General features: G+C 73.5%; 13 protein-coding genes and 1 pseudogene. 9 read left to right on the top strand and 5 right to left on the bottom strand.

Annotated elements, in window-relative coordinates; genetic code table 11:
• Nucleotides 1-48: 48 nt before the first annotated feature.
• The 5 genes from ACIQ9P_RS31930 to ACIQ9P_RS31910 all read left to right on the top strand — a co-directional run bounded on the left by ACIQ9P_RS31930 (nt 49) and on the right by ACIQ9P_RS31910 (nt 8558).
• Complete coding sequence (locus ACIQ9P_RS31930; protein WP_402364006.1) at nt 49-1389, top strand: hypothetical protein; 1341 nt, start codon at nt 49-51, stop codon at nt 1387-1389.
• 259 nt (nt 1390-1648) lie between these two features.
• Nucleotides 1649-2908 (top strand): MFS transporter, encoded by a 1260-nt coding sequence (locus ACIQ9P_RS31925; protein ID WP_402364003.1) that lies wholly within the window; start codon nt 1649-1651, stop codon nt 2906-2908.
• Nucleotides 2905-4158, top strand: a complete 1254-nt coding sequence (locus ACIQ9P_RS31920) for an aminotransferase class V-fold PLP-dependent enzyme (protein WP_402364000.1) — start codon at nt 2905-2907, stop codon at nt 4156-4158. The genes ACIQ9P_RS31925 and ACIQ9P_RS31920 overlap by 4 nt, the downstream gene beginning before the upstream one ends.
• A 303-nt stretch (nt 4159-4461) precedes the next feature.
• Complete coding sequence (locus ACIQ9P_RS31915) at nt 4462-7122, top strand: hypothetical protein (protein WP_402363997.1); 2661 nt, start codon at nt 4462-4464, stop codon at nt 7120-7122.
• A complete protein-coding gene (locus ACIQ9P_RS31910; protein WP_402363994.1) occupies nt 7119-8558 on the top strand; it encodes a leucyl aminopeptidase in 1440 nt (479 codons plus the stop codon). Before ACIQ9P_RS31915 ends, ACIQ9P_RS31910 begins: the two co-directional genes overlap by 4 nt.
• Before the next feature lie 58 nt (nt 8559-8616).
• Here ACIQ9P_RS31910 and ACIQ9P_RS31905 read toward each other — a convergent pair whose 3' ends face one another.
• Complete coding sequence (locus ACIQ9P_RS31905) at nt 8617-9183, bottom strand: hypothetical protein (RefSeq protein WP_402363992.1); 567 nt, start codon at nt 9181-9183, stop codon at nt 8617-8619.
• Nucleotides 9180-9551, bottom strand: coding sequence for a PadR family transcriptional regulator (locus ACIQ9P_RS31900; RefSeq protein WP_402363990.1), 372 nt, complete (start codon nt 9549-9551; stop codon nt 9180-9182). The genes ACIQ9P_RS31905 and ACIQ9P_RS31900 overlap by 4 nt, the downstream gene beginning before the upstream one ends.
• A 187-nt stretch (nt 9552-9738) precedes the next feature.
• Between ACIQ9P_RS31900 and ACIQ9P_RS31895 the strand changes: the two genes are divergently transcribed.
• Together ACIQ9P_RS31895 and ACIQ9P_RS31890 are read left to right on the top strand one after the other, a co-directional pair.
• On the top strand, nt 9739-10344 hold the full coding sequence (locus tag ACIQ9P_RS31895; protein ID WP_402363987.1) for an ArsR/SmtB family transcription factor: 606 nt from the start codon (nt 9739-9741) through the stop codon (nt 10342-10344).
• Nucleotides 10341-11645 carry an MFS transporter gene (locus ACIQ9P_RS31890; RefSeq protein ID WP_402363984.1) on the top strand — a complete coding sequence of 435 codons (1305 nt, stop codon included), beginning with the start codon at nt 10341-10343 and terminating at the stop codon, nt 11643-11645. Before ACIQ9P_RS31895 ends, ACIQ9P_RS31890 begins: the two co-directional genes overlap by 4 nt.
• Before the next feature lie 100 nt (nt 11646-11745).
• On the opposite strand, the gene ACIQ9P_RS31885 is transcribed toward ACIQ9P_RS31890, so the two are convergent.
• On the bottom strand, nt 11746-12798 hold the full coding sequence (locus ACIQ9P_RS31885; protein WP_402363982.1) for a M12 family metallopeptidase: 1053 nt from the start codon (nt 12796-12798) through the stop codon (nt 11746-11748).
• A 339-nt stretch (nt 12799-13137) separates the two neighbouring features.
• Here ACIQ9P_RS31885 and ACIQ9P_RS31880 point away from each other — a divergent pair, with 339 nt between their 5' ends.
• Nucleotides 13138-13875 carry a DUF5995 family protein gene (locus ACIQ9P_RS31880; RefSeq protein WP_402363979.1) on the top strand — a complete coding sequence of 246 codons (738 nt, stop codon included), beginning with the start codon at nt 13138-13140 and terminating at the stop codon, nt 13873-13875.
• Between the two features lie 121 nt (nt 13876-13996).
• Here ACIQ9P_RS31880 and ACIQ9P_RS31875 read toward each other — a convergent pair.
• Both ACIQ9P_RS31875 and ACIQ9P_RS31870 read right to left on the bottom strand, forming a co-directional pair.
• A pseudogene (locus tag ACIQ9P_RS31875) lies at nt 13997-14164 on the bottom strand (glycosyltransferase family 2 protein); the annotation flags it as partial.
• 165 nt (nt 14165-14329) lie between these two features.
• On the bottom strand, nt 14330-14632 hold the full coding sequence (locus tag ACIQ9P_RS31870; RefSeq protein ID WP_402363976.1) for a hypothetical protein: 303 nt from the start codon (nt 14630-14632) through the stop codon (nt 14330-14332).
• A gap of 484 nt (nt 14633-15116) precedes the next feature.
• On the opposite strand from ACIQ9P_RS31870, the gene ACIQ9P_RS31865 reads away from it, so the two are divergent.
• On the top strand, nt 15117-15590 hold the full coding sequence (locus ACIQ9P_RS31865) for a PH domain-containing protein (protein WP_402363974.1): 474 nt from the start codon (nt 15117-15119) through the stop codon (nt 15588-15590).
• Nucleotides 15591-16030: the final 440 nt, after the last annotated feature.

Here is a 16030-nt window from a genome sequence, read left to right as displayed (position 1 = left end):
GCCGGGCCTCGGGGGGCGCTGTCGGTGGGGCGTGACACAGTACCGGGCATGACGAGCGAGACCACCGACCCCTTGGCCGGCCTGGACGCGATCGACTGGGCGGGCCTGGAGCACGCCTACGGCGACGCGGACGACGTTCCGGCACTGCTGCGCGCCCTCGGCGGACCGGAGGAGACCGAGCGCCGCCGGGCGCTGCACGCCCTGTACGGCAACATCTTCCACCAGGGCAGCCGCTACCCCGCCTCGGCGGCGGCCGTGCCGTTCCTGGCCCGGCTCGCCACGGAGCCCGGGCAGGGCGGGCGGGCCGACGTGGTCCGGCTGCTGGCGTCACTGGCCATCGGCTACGACGAGGCGCACCTGCCGGAGGGCATCGGCATCGCCCGCATGCGCCGCGAGCGGGCCGAGTTCGCGGCACAGGACCCGGCGGCCGTGCTGGCCGAGATGGACGCCTGGGTCGCGGCGGCGCCGGACGAGGGCGAGCGACGGGTCCGGGAGTTCCGGCGCTCGCTCTTCGACGTCGAGCAACACCTGGGGTCGATGGACGCCGAGCTCGCCGCCTACGACGCCGTCCGGGCCGAGCTGTCCGCGCTGTCGCTGCTGCTGGAGGACGAGGACGCCGAGGTGCGGGCCACCGCCGCGTACCTGCTGGCCTGGTTCCCCGAGGAGGCCGACCGCACCCTGCCTCGGCTGCTGGCCCTGCTGGACGACGCCGTCGACCGGGCCGGTGGGGTGGCGGGCCTCGGCGACGAGCAGCCCGAGGCTGCCGCAACGGCCTCGGCCCTGGTGGCGGCCGGGCTGCTCGGCGGCCCCGCACTGGTCCCCCGGCTGCGGCCGTTCCTGGGAGCCGCCGGACGTCTGCCCCGCTGGGCGGCCGCCGTCGCACTGGCGCGATTGGGCACCCTCGACGGCACGCCGGGCGGCGCGCCGGCCGGGGTCTGGCCGGTGCGGACGGTGCCCGACGCCGGGCCGACCACCGCGGTGCTCGCCGAGCTGGCGGCGGCCGAGGCCGCTCCCCCGGAGCCCGGGCCCCCGCTCCTGGAGTTCCACGACGGCGACCTGCGCGGCTACGCCGCCCTCTCACTCACCCAGCTCGCCTCCACACACCCGGAGGAGACGCTGGACGCCGTGACCGACGGACTCTCCAGGGCGTCGGGGATGTCGACCTTCACCGTCACCGCGGCGGCGCTGTACCTGGCCTTCCGGACCAGGCCGATGCCCCTGCCCGCCTTCGCGGCGCTCGACGAGCGGCAGCAACGGCTGATCCGGGTGCTGGCCGACCTCGACGCGTCCATCTGGCAGTGGGTCAACTTCCTGGAGATCCTGAGGTCGTGGGGCCTCCCCCGGGACCGTCCGGCGATGCGGGCCTACGCGGGTGTGCCGGACGCCTGAACCGGCACGAGGGCCGGTGCGCAAAGAGCGTGATCACCGCGCTTCAATCGTCCTCTGCGCGCTCACGCGCGAGAACCTTCAAGGGGTCACGGCAATCGCGGTGCGCGCCGGTCAGGAAGCCGTGACGACGTCCGGCTGCACCTGACCGGCGCGAGCGCCCCGCCGCAGGCTGCGCACGTTCGCACGGAACGACCTCTTGCACGTGGTGAGTTGGTGAGGGAATCATGACAGCCCTCACACAACCGGGGAGTTGAGCCTCATGGGCGCCGTGGTCGTCGGCACCGGTACGGCGGCGCGGGCGGCGTCGGCGAGTCGCCGTCAGCTCGCGGTCCTGCTGACCGCCAAGACGGTCTCGGACGTCGGCTACGCGCTCGACTTCATCTGCCTGTCCGTCTTCGTCTGGGAGCACAGCCGCTCGGCCCTGCACACCGGACTGGTCAGTGTGGCCCTGTACGCCGGCGCGATCGTGGGCGGGCGGCTGGGGCACCGCTACGGGGACCGCTGGGACCGGCGCCGGATGATGATCGGCGCCGACCTCGTCCGGGCGCTCACGCTGGCGCTGCTGGCCGCGCTGCCGACGGGCGCGCAGAACTGGTGGCTGTACCCGGCGGTGATGGTGATCGGCACCGGGCGGTCGGTCTTCGAGGCCACGCTGTCCGCCGCCACCCCCGTCATGGCCGGGCCGCTCACCCCGTCGGTGAACAGCGTGCTGGCCGGACTCAGGGGCGTGGCGTTCATGGTCGGCATGGGCCTCGCCGCGGTCCTGGTCCCGGTGGCCGGGTACCGGTGGGTGTTCGCCCTGGACGCGGCCAGCTACGCGCTGTCGGCGACGGTCCTGCTCGCACTGCGGCTGCGGATGCGGGACCCGGGCGGCCCGGCCGCCGCGGCCCGGGACCGTTCCGGTGCCTGGCCGCTGCTGGTGACCTCCGGCCTGGCCGGGCTGGTCGTGCTGCGCGGACTGGACGCCTTCGGCAGCTCCTCCCAGCACGTCGGACTGCCACTGCTGGGAACCGAGTTGAACCCGAGCCAGCCGGCCGTGGTCTCCGGCGCGGTGTGGGGCAGTTGGGCAGCCGGGCTACTGGTGGCCGGCTTCGTGCTGCGCCCCCTGGCCCGGCGCCTCGTAGAACGCGCGCCGGGCCCGGTGTACTGCCTGGCCACCATCGTGATGTCACTGGGCTTCATCGGCGTCTTCTGGCTCGACGGCTGGTGGCCGCGGCTGCTGGCGGCGGCCGGGGCCGGGCTGGGCGACGCGCTGAGCGAGATCACCTACAAGCAGTCGCTGCAGCGACTGCCCGACGCACGCAGGGGCGGGGTGTTCGGGCTGTCCCAGATCACGGTCAACGCGGGCTTCATGTCCGGACTGCTCGTCACGAGCCTGGTGCTGCGTCCGGACTGGGTGGCGCCGTGGGTGCTGCTGCTGCACGGCGTCCCGCTGCTGGTGGCCGGCTGGATGGCGGTCACGGCGACCCGGGCGCTGCGCGCCGCCGGAGCGGCCTCACGACCGGGCCTCGCCTCGTGACCGGACCCCACCACCCCGGCGACCCCCTCCCCGTAGCCGGACCCCACCCCCTGACCGGGCCCCTCCGCGCCGGCGGCGCCCGCCGAGCGGACGGCGCCACCACCGAGGGGGCCTACCTCGACTACGCCGGGTTCGGCCGCCTCCGGCCGGCCGCCGTCGCCGCGATGCGCACCGCCGTCGAGGAGGTGCTTCCGTACGGCAGTGCCAGCCTCGGCCCGCTCTTCGGCGCCCGGGCCGCCGCCCGGCGGTCCGTCGCCCGGCTGCTCGGCTGCACGCCCCAGGAGGTCGCCCTCGTCCCCAACACATCGACCGGCATCCACCTGGTGGCCGACGGACTGGACTGGTGCCCGGGCGACCAGGTCGTCCTGTTCGACCGGGACTTCCCCGCCAACGTCCGGCCGTGGCTGCGGCTGCGCAGCCACGGCGTCGAGCCGGTCTGGGTGCCGATGCGGGACGGCGGCTACCGGATCGAGGACGTCGCGGCTGCCATCGGACCGGCGACCCGTCTCGTGGCGGTGAGCCACGTCAACTTCGCCACCGGCTTCCGCTGCGACCTCGACCGGATCTGCGCGCTGGCCGCCGAGGCCGGGGCGCTGGTGTGCGTGGACGCCGTGCAGAGCTTCGGTGCGCTGCCGTTGTCGGTGGCCGACACCCCGGTGGACTTCCTGGCCGCGGGCGCGCACAAGTGGCTGTGCGGACCACCGGGCACCGGGGTGTTCTACTGCCGCGCCGACCGGCTGGAACTGCTGCGCAGCACGCCCACCGGCTGGTTCGGCCACGTGGGCGCCGCGGAGGTGACCAAGGGACCGGGGCAGCTGCGCTACGACCTGCCCGAACGCCCCGAGGCCGCCCGGGTCGAGGGCGGGATGTACGACCTGGTCGGCATGGCGGGGCTCGCCGCAGCGCTGGCCGAGTTGGAGGAGACCGGCATGGCCGCGGTCGCCGAGCGGGTCCGCGCCCTGGCCGACCGGCTGCGCACCGGGATCGCCGAGCTCGGCTACGACCTGGTACTCCCCCGGGACGGCACCGGGCACTCGGGCCCGGCGCTGCCGCCGGACGGGGCCGGGCACTCCGGGCTGGTGTGCTTCAGCGGCCGCGGGACGGAAGGGGCGGAGATCGTCCGGCGATTGGCGTCGGCCGGAATACACGTCTCCGTTCCGGACGGCCTGGTCCGGGTTTCCCCGCATTTCTGGACCACTGACGAAGAAGTGGCGGAGATCCTCTCGGAGCTTGCCGTGCACAAGCCTTGACGGTGCTGTTCCGGTTCCCGAAGAATATCGACCGACCGCTTCGCCGGCCCGGATATCAGGACCGGCCCGTGAAAAGAGAGGGGTTGTGAAATGGCTTACGAGACCTGGGAGTCCCTGGAGGACGAGGTCGAGATCAGCACTGGTGCGGCGGACTGCTGGACCTGTCTGATCGACGACGGCGGCGTCTGACACCGGTGATCCACGCATGCCCCGCGATGCCGATTCCGGAACATCCGGATTGCACCGCGGGGCATGTCGCCGATCGCCCGGAAGCGTCGTCCGCAGAGCAGAGGAATGTACCGCGTGAACCGTTGGGAATTCAGTCACGGAATCGTCGGGGTCAACGCGCCGAGTTGGCTCACCTTCGAGGTGCACCGCCCGTACTTCGACGGCGCCGAGTCTCCGGCCACCGCTGTCCAGGCACGGTCCGCGATCCTGGCCGCCCGGCGTTTCGAGAACCCCTCCCCGGGCGCGCTGCGGTTCGGCATGACGATGCCCGCGAGCTACCGCCGGCTGCTGGTGCAGGAGTCCCGGCTGACCGCCTACCGGACGGCGCTGCCGACCGACCTGCCCGACGAGCTGGCCTCGCCCGCCTGGCGGCGGATGGCCGAGGTCTACCTGCGGCACACCGAACTCGACCGGGTGGACCGGGCCGGGCTCGTGCACTGGCTGGTCGCGGTCTGCCTCCCCGCCGCGGTCCTGCAGCTCGTCCCGGAGGACCTCGACCCGGACGCCTGCCGGGACCAGGTGGCGGCGGGCATCCAGGCCGCCCGCGCGGCCACCCTGTTCGGCTCCGAGGGCCTCTCCGAGCGAACCACCGCGGCCTACCGGGCCCTGGCCGACCACCCCGCGCCCACCGTCGCCCACGTCCAGGCGGTGGCCGCCTGGGGCTACCTGCTCGCCCGGCACGCCGGGGACGACTCCGCCGCGCCGTTCTTCCTCGGCCGCGCCCGGGAACTGCTCAAGGAGGTCGCGGGCGAGCTCACCCCCTTCACCCACACCGTCCTGAGCGCCCGGCTGGCGCTGCGTGAGGTGATGTACGCCGAGCGGCAGCGGGACTTCGGCGGCGCCCGGGCGCTGCTGGCCGACGTCCGGGCGGGCATCGCCGAGCTGACCGCACCCGACCGGGACGACGAACTGGTCCTGCTGGAGACCCGCCGACGACTGCTCGACCGGCACCTGGAGATCGCGGTGCGGACGGGCGACGCCGAGGCCGAACGCGCCGCCGTCCAGGAGGGCCTGGCCCTCGACCCGTGGGACGTGAAGATCCGGATGCAGGCGGCGCAGGCCCACGAGCGCGCCGGGGAGCACGAGCAGGCCCTGGCCGGCTACCTGCACGCCGCCCGGCTCGGCCCGTTCGGCACCGCCTTCGCACTGCTGCGGGCCGCCGAACGCGCCCGCCACCTCGGACACGGCGAGTTCGCCCGGGTGCTGAACGAACGGGCCTTCCGGGCCGCACCCCGGGCCGGCGCCACCCGGGACGCGCTGCTGGCCACCTGCCGCGACGACGGCGACCTGCCCCTGGCCGAACTGACCGAACGCGCCGCCACCCGGGACCCGGAGCGGCCCTACGCCAACAACTGGCACTACCGGATGTACGCCGCGTACTTCAACCTGGGCGAGTCGGAGTCCCCCGGGCTGTACGCCCGACTTCCCGGCCTGGCCTACGAGGTCGCCGAACGCGGGGACGGGCACGCGGACGGACGCGGGGACGAGGGCGGGACAGGCCGTGGTGCCGCGCGGGAGGACGTCAACTGGCAGCGCCTCATGCCGCCGGCCTTCCGGGGCAACCTGATCCGCGAGTCCGGGCTGGCCGAGTTCGCGGTCGACCACCCCGCCGACCTGCCCGAGGCCCTGCGCACACCGCGCTGGAACCGGCTGTGCGCGTGGCTGGACGACTTCGACAGCTGCGACACCGAACGCCGGCAGCAGATCGCCATGGTGCTGTACCGCCTCGGCTTCATCAAACTGGTCCTGGAACTGGTCCCGGCCGTACCGGCCGATCAGCTCCGGACCCCCGCCGAACTGCGGCTGCACCACTGGCGCGACCTGGTGCGGTACGTCGCCTCGGTCGGCGGCACGGTCGCCGCGCCGGAGACCTCCTTCGCCATCGCGCAGAACCCCGCCTGCCCGACGCACCTGCGGTTCGTCATCGCCGTGGTGGCGGTGGTGTTCCACGCCCGCGAGACGCGCTCGCTGGAGGAGGCGACGCGCTGGCGGGAGATCGGCGCGCGTGCGCTGGAGGAGCTGCTGGCGGAGCCGGACCGCCCGGCGTTCGAGAAGGCGATGCTGGAGAGCCGGTTCTACCGCAGCGTCAGCTTCGTCCCGTTCATGGCCAAGGACCGGGAGTGGCTGGCCCGCGACATGGACCGCGCGGAGGAACTGGCCCGGGCGGTGCCCGCCGAGGGCGCGTACCAGGAGTTCCTCAAGCGGGAGAACCTGCGGGCCTGCGTCGAGAGCCGCTCCAAGGAGTGCTACGCGTTCGGCGAGGACGAACGCGGCGACCTCCTGGTCGCGGAAGCGCTCGCCCTGGACCCGTACGAGCCCAAGACGCACATCGAGGTGGCGGAGGGCCTGCTGCGGCGCGAGCGTCCCCGGGAGGCGGCCGACAGCTTCCTGCGGACCGCCCGGCTCGGACCGGTCTCCACCGCGTTCGGGTACGCGTCCGCGGCCGAGTGCTTCCGGCGGGCCGGCCAGCCGGTCCTGGCCGAGGACTGCTACCTCCAGGCCCTCAGGCTGGACCCGTACGCGATCTCCGCGGCGCGCGGGTGGGCGGCGCTCACCGCGGTCGTCACCACTGGCGACGACGCGGCCGGTGGTGGGGACGATGGCGCAGCCGGTGACGCCGCCGGAACAGCAGCCCGCAATGCGGCCGGTGGCATGGCCGAGCTGGCCCGCGGGTACCTCGCCGACCTGGAGTCCTGGGGAACGGCCCGGCGCGCCGCCCGGAAGGCGCGGGAGTGAGCGTCACCTGGTCGCTGCGCCCGGAGCCCGGCCCCGGGACCGAGGCCGTCGTCCGGCCGGTGTGGGCCGGTGAGCCGCCCGCCGGACTGACCGCCGAGTTCCTCGCCGGCACCGGATTCGGCGGCGAGGCGGGCGAGGTGCTGCAACTGCCCGGGACCCCTGTGACCGTGCTGCTGGGCGTCGGACCGCGGGCCCGGACGGACCGGGACGCCATCCGAGCCGCCATCCGGGCCGCCGCAGCCGGACTGGCCCGGGCCGTCCGCGCCTACCGGCGGCTGGCCGTCCACCCACCGGGCCCGGACCTGCGGCCGTTGGTCGAGGGCTACCTGCTCGGCGGATACCGGTTCACCCGGTACCGCAGTGACGCGAGCCCCTCGCCCGACCAGTTCGTGGAACTCCTCACCGCCGAGACGCCGGACGCCGCCCGCGGCCTGTTCGAGGGTCGTCGGTTGGGGGAAGCCGTGCTGCTGGCGAGGGACCTGGTCAACGAACCGGGCGAGGCCCTCACGCCGTCGGCCTTCGCCGACCGCTCGGTGGCGGTCGCCGCGGCGACCGGGCTGGAGTGCGAGGTCTGGGACGGCCCGCGGATCGCCGACGAGCGGCTCGGCGGACTGCTCGGGGTCAGCCGCGGCTCCCTGGTACCGCCCCGGCTGGTCAGGCTCTCCTACCGGCCCGAGCACCGGAGCAACGAGACCGAACGGATCGCCCTCGTCGGCAAGGGCGTCACCTTCGACGCCGGCGGACTCTCCCTGAAACCCAACGCCCACCTGGCCGGGATGAAGGCCGACATGGCCGGAGCGGCCGCCGTCCTCGGCGCGATGTCCGTCCTCGGCGCACTCGACTGCCGGGTCGCGGTGGACGCCTGGCTGCCCCTCACCGAGAACATGCCCAACGCCGACCCGATCCGGATCGGCGACGTCCTGGTGATGCGCAACGGCACCACCGTCGAGATCTGCCACGCGGACGCCGAGGGGCGGCTGATCATGGCCGACGCGCTGGTGCTCGCCGGGGAGACCCGACCGCAGGCGATCATCGACATCGCCACCCTCACCGACGCCGCCGCGGTCGCGCTGGGCCGCCGGGTCGCCGCGCTGATGGGTACCGACGACGCCCTGGTGGACCGCCTGCGCGCCGCCGGAACCCGGGCCGGAGAACCGCTCTGGCCACTGCCCCTCCCCGACGCCTACCGGCCCCAGCTCCGCTCCCGGGTCGCGGACCTGGTCAACTACACCCTCGGCACCCGGCACGGCACCGCACTGCTCGCGGGCCACTTCCTCCGCGAGTTCGTCCCGCCCGGCATCCCCTGGGCCCACCTCGACATCCAGGGCACCGCCCTCTCCGACGGGACGGACGCCGAATGGGTCCCCGGCGCCACCGGCTTCGGTGTCCGCGCACTGGCCGAGTTCCTCACCGACCGGTCCCGTCCGCCCGCCTGAGTCCCCTGCCGGTTGCCGTTGGCCCCGTCCGGGACGGGCACCGTCCGCCAGAAAGGCATCAGCCCCCGACCGGGGACATCGCCCTCCTCGCCCGGACATCCGCCAGGACGAACGGCAGACCGGGCACCAGGAAGAGCGGGGCGACCCACAGCGGCAGGGTGAGCAGTGGCTGGTCGCCGAAGAAGTGGCGGGTGAGGAGGAGGGCCGGCAGTCCGGCCACCAGTGAGACGCCCCAGCTGCGGCGGAGCCCCAGACTTCCCCGGCGCAGTTCCCAGGCGACGGTGACCGCCGCAATGACGGCCCAGAACACGACCCGGTCCGCGGTGACCTCCAGCTCGGCGCTGCGCCTGATCAGGTGGCTGAGCAGCAGGAGGACGCCGAGGACGAAGGAGGCGGTGCCCGCCGTCCGCAGTATCCGGCGGGAGAGCGGGGCCCGCGCCCTGGCCCAGGCGGCGGCGAAGGTCCTGACGTCCTTGCCCACCACGTCCTGGGCGCTGCGCCCGGCGGCCGCGGCGTCCTGCAGGTGCGCGTCGAGCTCGTCGAGCATCTCCCGGACGGATGCCTCGTCGATGCCGCGGTATTCCCAGTTGCTGCGGCAGGCCGCGAGCACCCGCTCGGTCGTCATGTGTCGTCCCCCTTGGAGTCGGTGTCGTCGAGGATCCGGCCGACGTGGCCGGCGAAGGCGTGCCAGTCCGACCGGCCGGCGGAGAGTTCCGCGTGGCCGGCCTCGGTCAGGCGGTAGTACTTGCGCGGGGCTCCCCCGCTCGGGGACGGAGCGCGGAACGCGGCGATGAGCCCCGCGCGCTCCATCCGTGCCAGGAGCGGATAGATACTGCCGTCGCTCACCAGCTCCAGCCCGCCCTCGGCCAGGCCCTGTGCGAACTCGAAGCCGTAGCGCGGTCTTTCGGCAATCAGCGCGAGCAGACACAGGTCCAGCACGCCGCGCAGGAGCTGGCTTCGCCGCTGGTCGTGGGCGGACGCCTCCTTTGTCATGCGGTACAAGATAGTCAGGCACTGTCTTGCTCCGCAAGACAGTGCTGGTCACCCACGCGGCGGCGTCGGACGGAGCACGGGGCCGGGGCCCGCCTCCGCCTGCGGCGGAGCGCACCGACCGGGGATATGTACAAGAATTCTTGTGCAACCACTGTCGCACAAGAGCTCTTGTACATATCCTCGTTGCATGAGCGATGAACCCGACACCTCGGCCGCCGCGCGCGGCAACGTCCGGCAGATCTCCGATTCCCGCGTCCTGGCCGCCTTCACCCACCCGGTCCGCCGCCGCCTGCTCGACGTGCTCAAGGTGGACGGCGCCGCCACCGTCGGCCTGCTCTCGGAGCGCACCGGGCAAGCGGTCGGCAACGTCAGCCACCACCTCAAGGTGCTGGCCGGGGCAGGACTGGTCGAGGAGGCACCCGAGCTGGCCCGGGACCGCCGCGAGCGGTGGTGGCGCCCCACCTCCGCGAGCCTGCGCTGGGCACGGGCCGACTTCGAGGACGACCCCGTCGCCGAGGCGGTCGCCGACGCCGCCGGTTCGCTGCAACTGGAGCGTCAGGCCGGCCTGGTGCGCGCCTGGTTCGCCGGCCGGCCGGAGTACGAACCCGCATGGCGCGAGAACTGCGCCGTCGCCACCGAGACCTGGCTGCGGCTGACCCCCGAAGAGGCCAGGGAGCTGGCGGCCGACCTGGTGGCGGTCCTGGAGGGCTGGGCCGCGCGTCCGGTGCCCGAGGACGGGCAGGAACGGGAGTCCGTCTTCGCCTTCGCCCACAGCGTCCCGGCCCGGCCGTGACGACCGACCTCGCCCGGGCCGGTGCCACGGCCGACACCTCGCCCGGCGCGCCCGCCCGCCCACGGTGGGGCCTGCTCGCGCAGCGCGACTTCCGGCTGCTCTGGGCGGGAGAGAGCATCAGCCGGCTGGGAAGCAGCGTCACCTCCGTCGCGCTCCCCCTGGTCGCCGTGGTCTCGCTCGACGCCGGGCCGCTCGCGGTGGGCCTGCTGAGCGGCGCCGTCTGGCTGCCCTGGCTGCTGCTCGGCCTCCCGGCTGGCGCCTGGGTCGACCGGCTACCCCGGCGACCGGTGATGATCGGTTGCAATCTCGCCTCGGCGGCGCTCTTCGCCAGCGTCCCGGCGGCCGAGTGGCTGGACGTGCTGACGACGGCCCAGCTGCTGCTGGTCGCCCTGCTCACCGGCACCGCGGCCGTCTTCTTCAACGCCGCCTACCACGCCTACCTGCCGGCACTCGTCCACCGGGACGACCTGATCGAGGGCAACGCCAAGCTCCAGGGCAGCGCCTCCGCCGCCCAGGTGGCCGGGCCCGGCGTCGCCGGCCTGACCGTGCAGTGGTGCGGCGCGGCCGCCGGGCTGCTCGCCGACGCGGTGACCTTCCTGGTCGCCTCCGCCGCCCTGCTGCGGATCCGCGGCGACCGGGAGCCGGTGCCCGCGCCGGTGGCGCCCGCCCCGCTGCGCGCGCAGGTCCGGGAGGGCCTCGCCTTCATCCTGCGCGACCGCTACCTCCGCTCGTTCCTGTTGTACGGGGCGTCGGCCAACGCCGCACTCACCGGCTACCAGTCGATCGCCGTGCTCTTCCTGGTCCGCGAGGTGGGCGTGGCCCCGGGCGCGGTCGGGCTCCTGGCGGCCGCCGGCGCGGTGGGCGGAGTGTTCGGCGCCCTCGCGGCCCGACCGCTCTGCCGACGCCTCGGAACGGCACGCGCCGTGCGGATCGTCCTGCTCGCCGCCACACCCTTCGGCCTGCTGCTCCCGGCGGCCGGCCCCGGACCGCGAGTGGCCCTGTACGCGTTCGGCTCGGTCGTCCTGGTGGGAGGGGTGACGCTCTGCAACGTCGTCCTCGGGAGCTTTCGCCAGACCTACGCCCCGCCCGCACTGCTCAGCCGGGTGGTGGCCACCTCGATGTTCGCCAACCACGCCACCATCCCGCTCGGCGCCGTCGCGGGCGGCGCACTCGGCGCGACGCTCGGACTCCGGGCCACGATGTGGATCATGACCGGGCTGCTGGTGCTCTGCGGCGCCCTGTTGCTGGCCTCGCCGCTGCGCAAGGAGCGGGACCTGCCCGTAGGACCGGCGACCGGTTAGCGCTCGCGGCGCGGGCGGCCCCGCCGACGCGGGCGACCGCACACACGGCGTACGCGGAGCCGGGTTCGGCGTCGAAGTCCCGACCCGCGCCGTGCCGGGGTCACTTGTACATGGCCTTGACGGCGGCGATGTCTCCGGCGGACAGCTCCGTGGTCCCGCCCAGGACGAGCCCGGCGGGGAGCTTCTGCTTCGGGGTGATGGTGTTCTTCCCGTTCTTGGAGTACGACTTCGGGCCGTAGTGCATGATCGACGCGTAGTCGTAGGCCGTGCCGAAGGTGCTCTCGCCCTTCTGGATCTGGAAGTTGTGCTTGTCGGCCGGCTCGATGTTCTCGAAGGAGACCGTGACGTACGTGTCCCGGTCGGGGCGCTCCTGCTCGTGGTAGAGGCCGACCGTGTGCCCGATCTCGTGGACGATCTCCACGGCGTCGCACGAGGCGTCGTCGACGATGTTGACGGCCTGCCGGCCGCCGACGCGGCCGACCTCGGAGTTGCAGCCGCCGTCCTTGCTGGGCTGGAACTCCACGTAGTCCGGGTAGCTCCTGGCGTTGGCGGCGGTCCGGACGACGAACTTGATCGGGGTGTTCTGCTGCCAGTGGTCGATCGCGGCTTTGACGTCCCCCTGTTGGTCCTTGCTGAGCTTGGAGTTGACGACGTAGGGGACGGTCGCCTTCTTCCAGCGGAACTTCTCGGCCTTCCGGCCCAGGGCACGCGGGCGCTCGGACAGGTCGACGTCGAACGCGTCCTCGACGACCGGCAGGTCGTCCCCGGTCAGGGCGATGACGACCTGGCCGGTGAGGGGTTCCTCGAAGTCCGCGCCGCCCTCGCTGGTCGGGATGTCGACCGTGACGGTGTAGGTGGTGTCGTCGCAGGTGATGTCCTCGATCTCCGCGCTGCCGGCGGCTTCTTCGTCGAAGTCCAGCTCCTGCTCGAAGCCGACGAACAGGGAGTGCGCGGTGTCGGGTTCGCAGCTGTAGGAGATCTCGGCGGTGACGAGGTCGGGTGCCTGGTGGACCAGGCTCTCCAGCACCACCGTGCCCTCGGGGGCGTCCGGGTCGCTGTCGTCGGCGCGGGCCGAGGAGCCCAGCGGCCCGACGACGGCCGCGAGCAGCAGGGCGGAGACGGCACAGATGGTGGAGGAGCGACGGATGGCCATGGATGTTCGGTGTCCCTCGTGCTCGGTCGGCGGATTCCCGGCTGGTGCATGCCCGGCGTGTTCGCCCGGGACCGCACCGACGACTGGTCGTGTACATAGTGGGAGTACGGGAGTCGCGATCCGTGCCACGACACGGGGCCGCTCGCATGACCCCCGAGTCCCGTTCCGCCGCTCACGGGCGCCCGACGGCATCCCGAACGGACGAGCGGACGAGGATGGGCAAGGGCGGGCGGCGCGCCGGAATGGTTCGCTCACGTCTTACGAGTCGTGGCGCTGTACGCTCAGTCGGTCACGTACGGTAGTCACCGCGCGTCGTCCCCACACTCCAGGAGGTCACCCATGGGCACCGAACCGGCCCCCGCTCCGATCGGTCAACTCCCCGACAGCGTCAACGGTGCGATCCAACGGATGAAGCAACTGGACGCGGAACTGGACGCCAGGGACGGCGTCGCCGCATTCAACCGCATGTATCTGAGAGTCACCGAACTGGTCGGCGCCAAGCTCACCGACGGATTCTTCCAGGACCCCGCGTTCATCGAGCGGATGGACGTGATCTTCGCGGGTCTTTTCCTGCGCAACGTCGACGCGGCCAAGGCTGGACGGTCGGTGAACCCCGCCTGGCAACCCCTCGTCGACGCACGGCACCGGGGGGAGGCGATCTGGCCCATCCAGTTCGCCTTCGCCGGAATGACGGCGCACATCGGCCACGACCTGGCCCTCGCCGTGATCCTCACCTGCGAGGAGCGGCACACCAAGCCCAACACCCCACCCGTGCACGCCGACTACCAGAAGGTCAACCAGCTGCTCTCCCAGACGGAGGCGGAGGTGCGGGCCGCCTTCGAGCCCGAGCTCCTCAAGCTCGCCACCGCGGACGCCGAGGCGCTGAAGCACCTGCTCGCGAGCTTCAGCATGGAGGCCGCGCGGGACGCGGCCTGGATCACCGTGCAGGGACTCTGGGCACAGAAGAAGGACCCGATCGCGATCCCCGGCTTCGGACCCTCCTGTCAGGCTCTGGCCGCCTCCGTGGGCCTCACCGCGCTGGCGCTGCTGGCTCCCGTGGTGCCGCCGACCGACTGATCCACCGTACGGGACCGCACGGCCCCTCCGGGTGGCGTCCGGCGACGCCGGCGGCATCACGTGCCCTCTTCCGGCCCTCCGACGACGCGAGGGCCGGAAGCTACACCCCGCCCCCGAGCCCGGGCAGACCGGCTGCGGCGACGTTCTCCGGCATGACGACGGTCTGGACGCCGTCCGGAACGTGGTCGGGGGTGCCGCCGTTGCCGACGATCACCACCCGCAGGTCGACGTCCTGCTGGGCGAGCAGGGAGGCCATCGCCCGGGGGAACTCGTCCGCACGGTCGTTCATGGTCAGCACCACCGCGTCGACGGTCGGCTCGGAACTGGAGGACAATGGGTGTCCCGGGGGTCAGGCGGCCTGATCGAGTCGGTGGTGCCCGGCGGTGGTCGTGGCGCCGAGCTGGCTTGCGTGCTTCGACGGTAGGCCAGTTCTGCCGGTGCCGGTGCCGGTCGCTCAGGCCGTGGCTGCGGTTGACGTCGCGGTGGTCCGGCTGATGATGCCGATGAGGTTGCGGACCTCGGGTTCGCGCTGCCACGGGGTGAGCGCGTTGGCGACGTCGCCCAGGTAGGAGGCCGTGCGGATGGAGGTGACGTCGGCGAGGACGGCAACGGCCTGGTGGCCGGCCACAAGGCCGTGGTCGAGGTCGCGGGCCTGGAGATGGGTGGTGGCAGCGACAGCGTGGCGGATTCCGGTGGCGCGGGCGAACCGGTCGCTCGGCAAAGCGGCGGCCCGCTCGGCCCAGGCCAGGGACTGCACGGGTTGGCGAAGGTCGCGGAAGACCTCCGCGGTGTCGGCGGCGAACCTGAATTCGGTGAAGTATCCGAGGTACGCCGGGTCCTCGCTCCCGGGGTGGATCTGGTGGAACAGGTGCTCCGAGCGGTCGAGCGCGGCGACGGCCGCGGCGCTGTCGCCCAGACGTCCGTGTGGCCACCGCGGACGGGCTCGGCGCCGCCCGCCTGTACACCGTTCTCGCGGTGGTCACCACGGTCCTGCTCGTGGTGACCACCGCCGTCCGCCTCCTGCGGGCCGCCCGCGCGTAGGACTTGTCCGGCCCGGGGCGGTACCACCGGAACCCTGCCGTCCCCGACGCGCGGCCTCACCCGGCCGGGCCACCGTCCGCCCGTCCGTCCGCTGATCCGTCGATGCCCTGTCGACGGTCAACTCCCGCCCCTACACTGCGAGTCCGACCGGTCGCCGACCAGGACGGCGGACCGGCGAGGACGATCGAGGGGCGGGCCGGATGAGCGAGAACCGACTGGGAGTTCCGCACGAGTACCGAATGGCGACGACCCGGATCGCGGGGCTCGCGGTCACCATCCTGCTGCTGTCCTTCGGGGCGCTGCTGCCGATCTGGAAGGACAAGGAGTTCGCGCCGTCCAGCAAACTGATCGGCTCGCTGCTGGTGATCGGCTTCTGCCTGCTGGTGATCACCGGCGCCGCCCGGGCCGGCACCCTGGTCACCGCCCAGGGGATCACCGTGCGCGGGATCGTTCGCCGCCGCCGCCTGCCCTGGGCCGGGATCACCCGGTTCGCCAAGGTGCCCAACCCGAACGCGCACACAGGACGCGCCGCACCGGCGTTCCTCACCTACGCGTTCCGCGCCGACGGCCGCAAGGTCCTCCTCCCCGCCGTCGACGACAAGCACGTCCTGGTGGACCGTGAGGTGGAACGGCTGAACGCCCTCCTCGCCGAACGCCGCGGCGACACCGACTGAGCACGCGGCGGGCCCCGCAGCGGGGCCGGGCCCCGCTGCGGGGCACCGCTGTCGGCCGGGCCCGGGGGGCCCGACGGTGCGACGGCGCCGGGGGTGACCGGTGAGTGACAGGGACGCTCCGGCCCCGAAGGACCCGGGTGGGGAGCCGGGGCCGGTGGATCCGTTCGCCTGACCGAAGGCCCACCACTGGCTCGCCGAAGAGGCGTCCCGCCCCCGCCCGGTCCTGGCACCTGAGGACTGGACGGAAGAACCGTTGCCGGAGGGGGACCGGGCCCGCCACGCCCGGCTGCCGGCGCGGGTGCGCGAGGCCGACCACCCCCGGCCGCGCTGATGGACCCCTGCGCCGCCCCGGTGTTCGGCATCGGCGGCCTGTGGGCGGGCCGGCGGTGTGCGTGGGACCGTCTCCCGCCCCGGCCCCCTGGTGGGTGCGAGATCGACCC

It is taken from the genome of Kitasatospora sp. NPDC094019, from assembly GCF_044764505.1.
In the GTDB taxonomy this organism is placed as follows: domain Bacteria; phylum Actinomycetota; class Actinomycetes; order Streptomycetales; family Streptomycetaceae; genus Kitasatospora.
Note: the sequence above shows the minus strand (reverse complement) of the source record. Positions and strands in the feature narration are given on the sequence as shown.

What these genes read in the sequence shown, in the direction of transcription:
- ACIQ9P_RS31865 (WP_402363974.1), top strand. Translation starts at nt 15,117, where the DNA reads ATGAGCGAGAACCGACTGGGAGTTCCGCACGAGTACCGAATGGCGACG.
- ACIQ9P_RS31905 (WP_402363992.1), bottom strand. Translation starts at nt 9,183, where the DNA reads ATGACGACCGAGCGGGTGCTCGCGGCCTGCCGCAGCAACTGGGAATAC.
- ACIQ9P_RS31880 (WP_402363979.1), top strand. Translation starts at nt 13,138, where the DNA reads ATGGGCACCGAACCGGCCCCCGCTCCGATCGGTCAACTCCCCGACAGC.
- ACIQ9P_RS31900 (WP_402363990.1), bottom strand. Translation starts at nt 9,551, where the DNA reads ATGACAAAGGAGGCGTCCGCCCACGACCAGCGGCGAAGCCAGCTCCTG.
- ACIQ9P_RS31930 (WP_402364006.1), top strand. Translation starts at nt 49, where the DNA reads ATGACGAGCGAGACCACCGACCCCTTGGCCGGCCTGGACGCGATCGAC.
- ACIQ9P_RS31895 (WP_402363987.1), top strand. Translation starts at nt 9,739, where the DNA reads ATGAGCGATGAACCCGACACCTCGGCCGCCGCGCGCGGCAACGTCCGG.
- ACIQ9P_RS31885 (WP_402363982.1), bottom strand. Translation starts at nt 12,798, where the DNA reads ATGGCCATCCGTCGCTCCTCCACCATCTGTGCCGTCTCCGCCCTGCTG.
- ACIQ9P_RS31925 (WP_402364003.1), top strand. Translation starts at nt 1,649, where the DNA reads ATGGGCGCCGTGGTCGTCGGCACCGGTACGGCGGCGCGGGCGGCGTCG.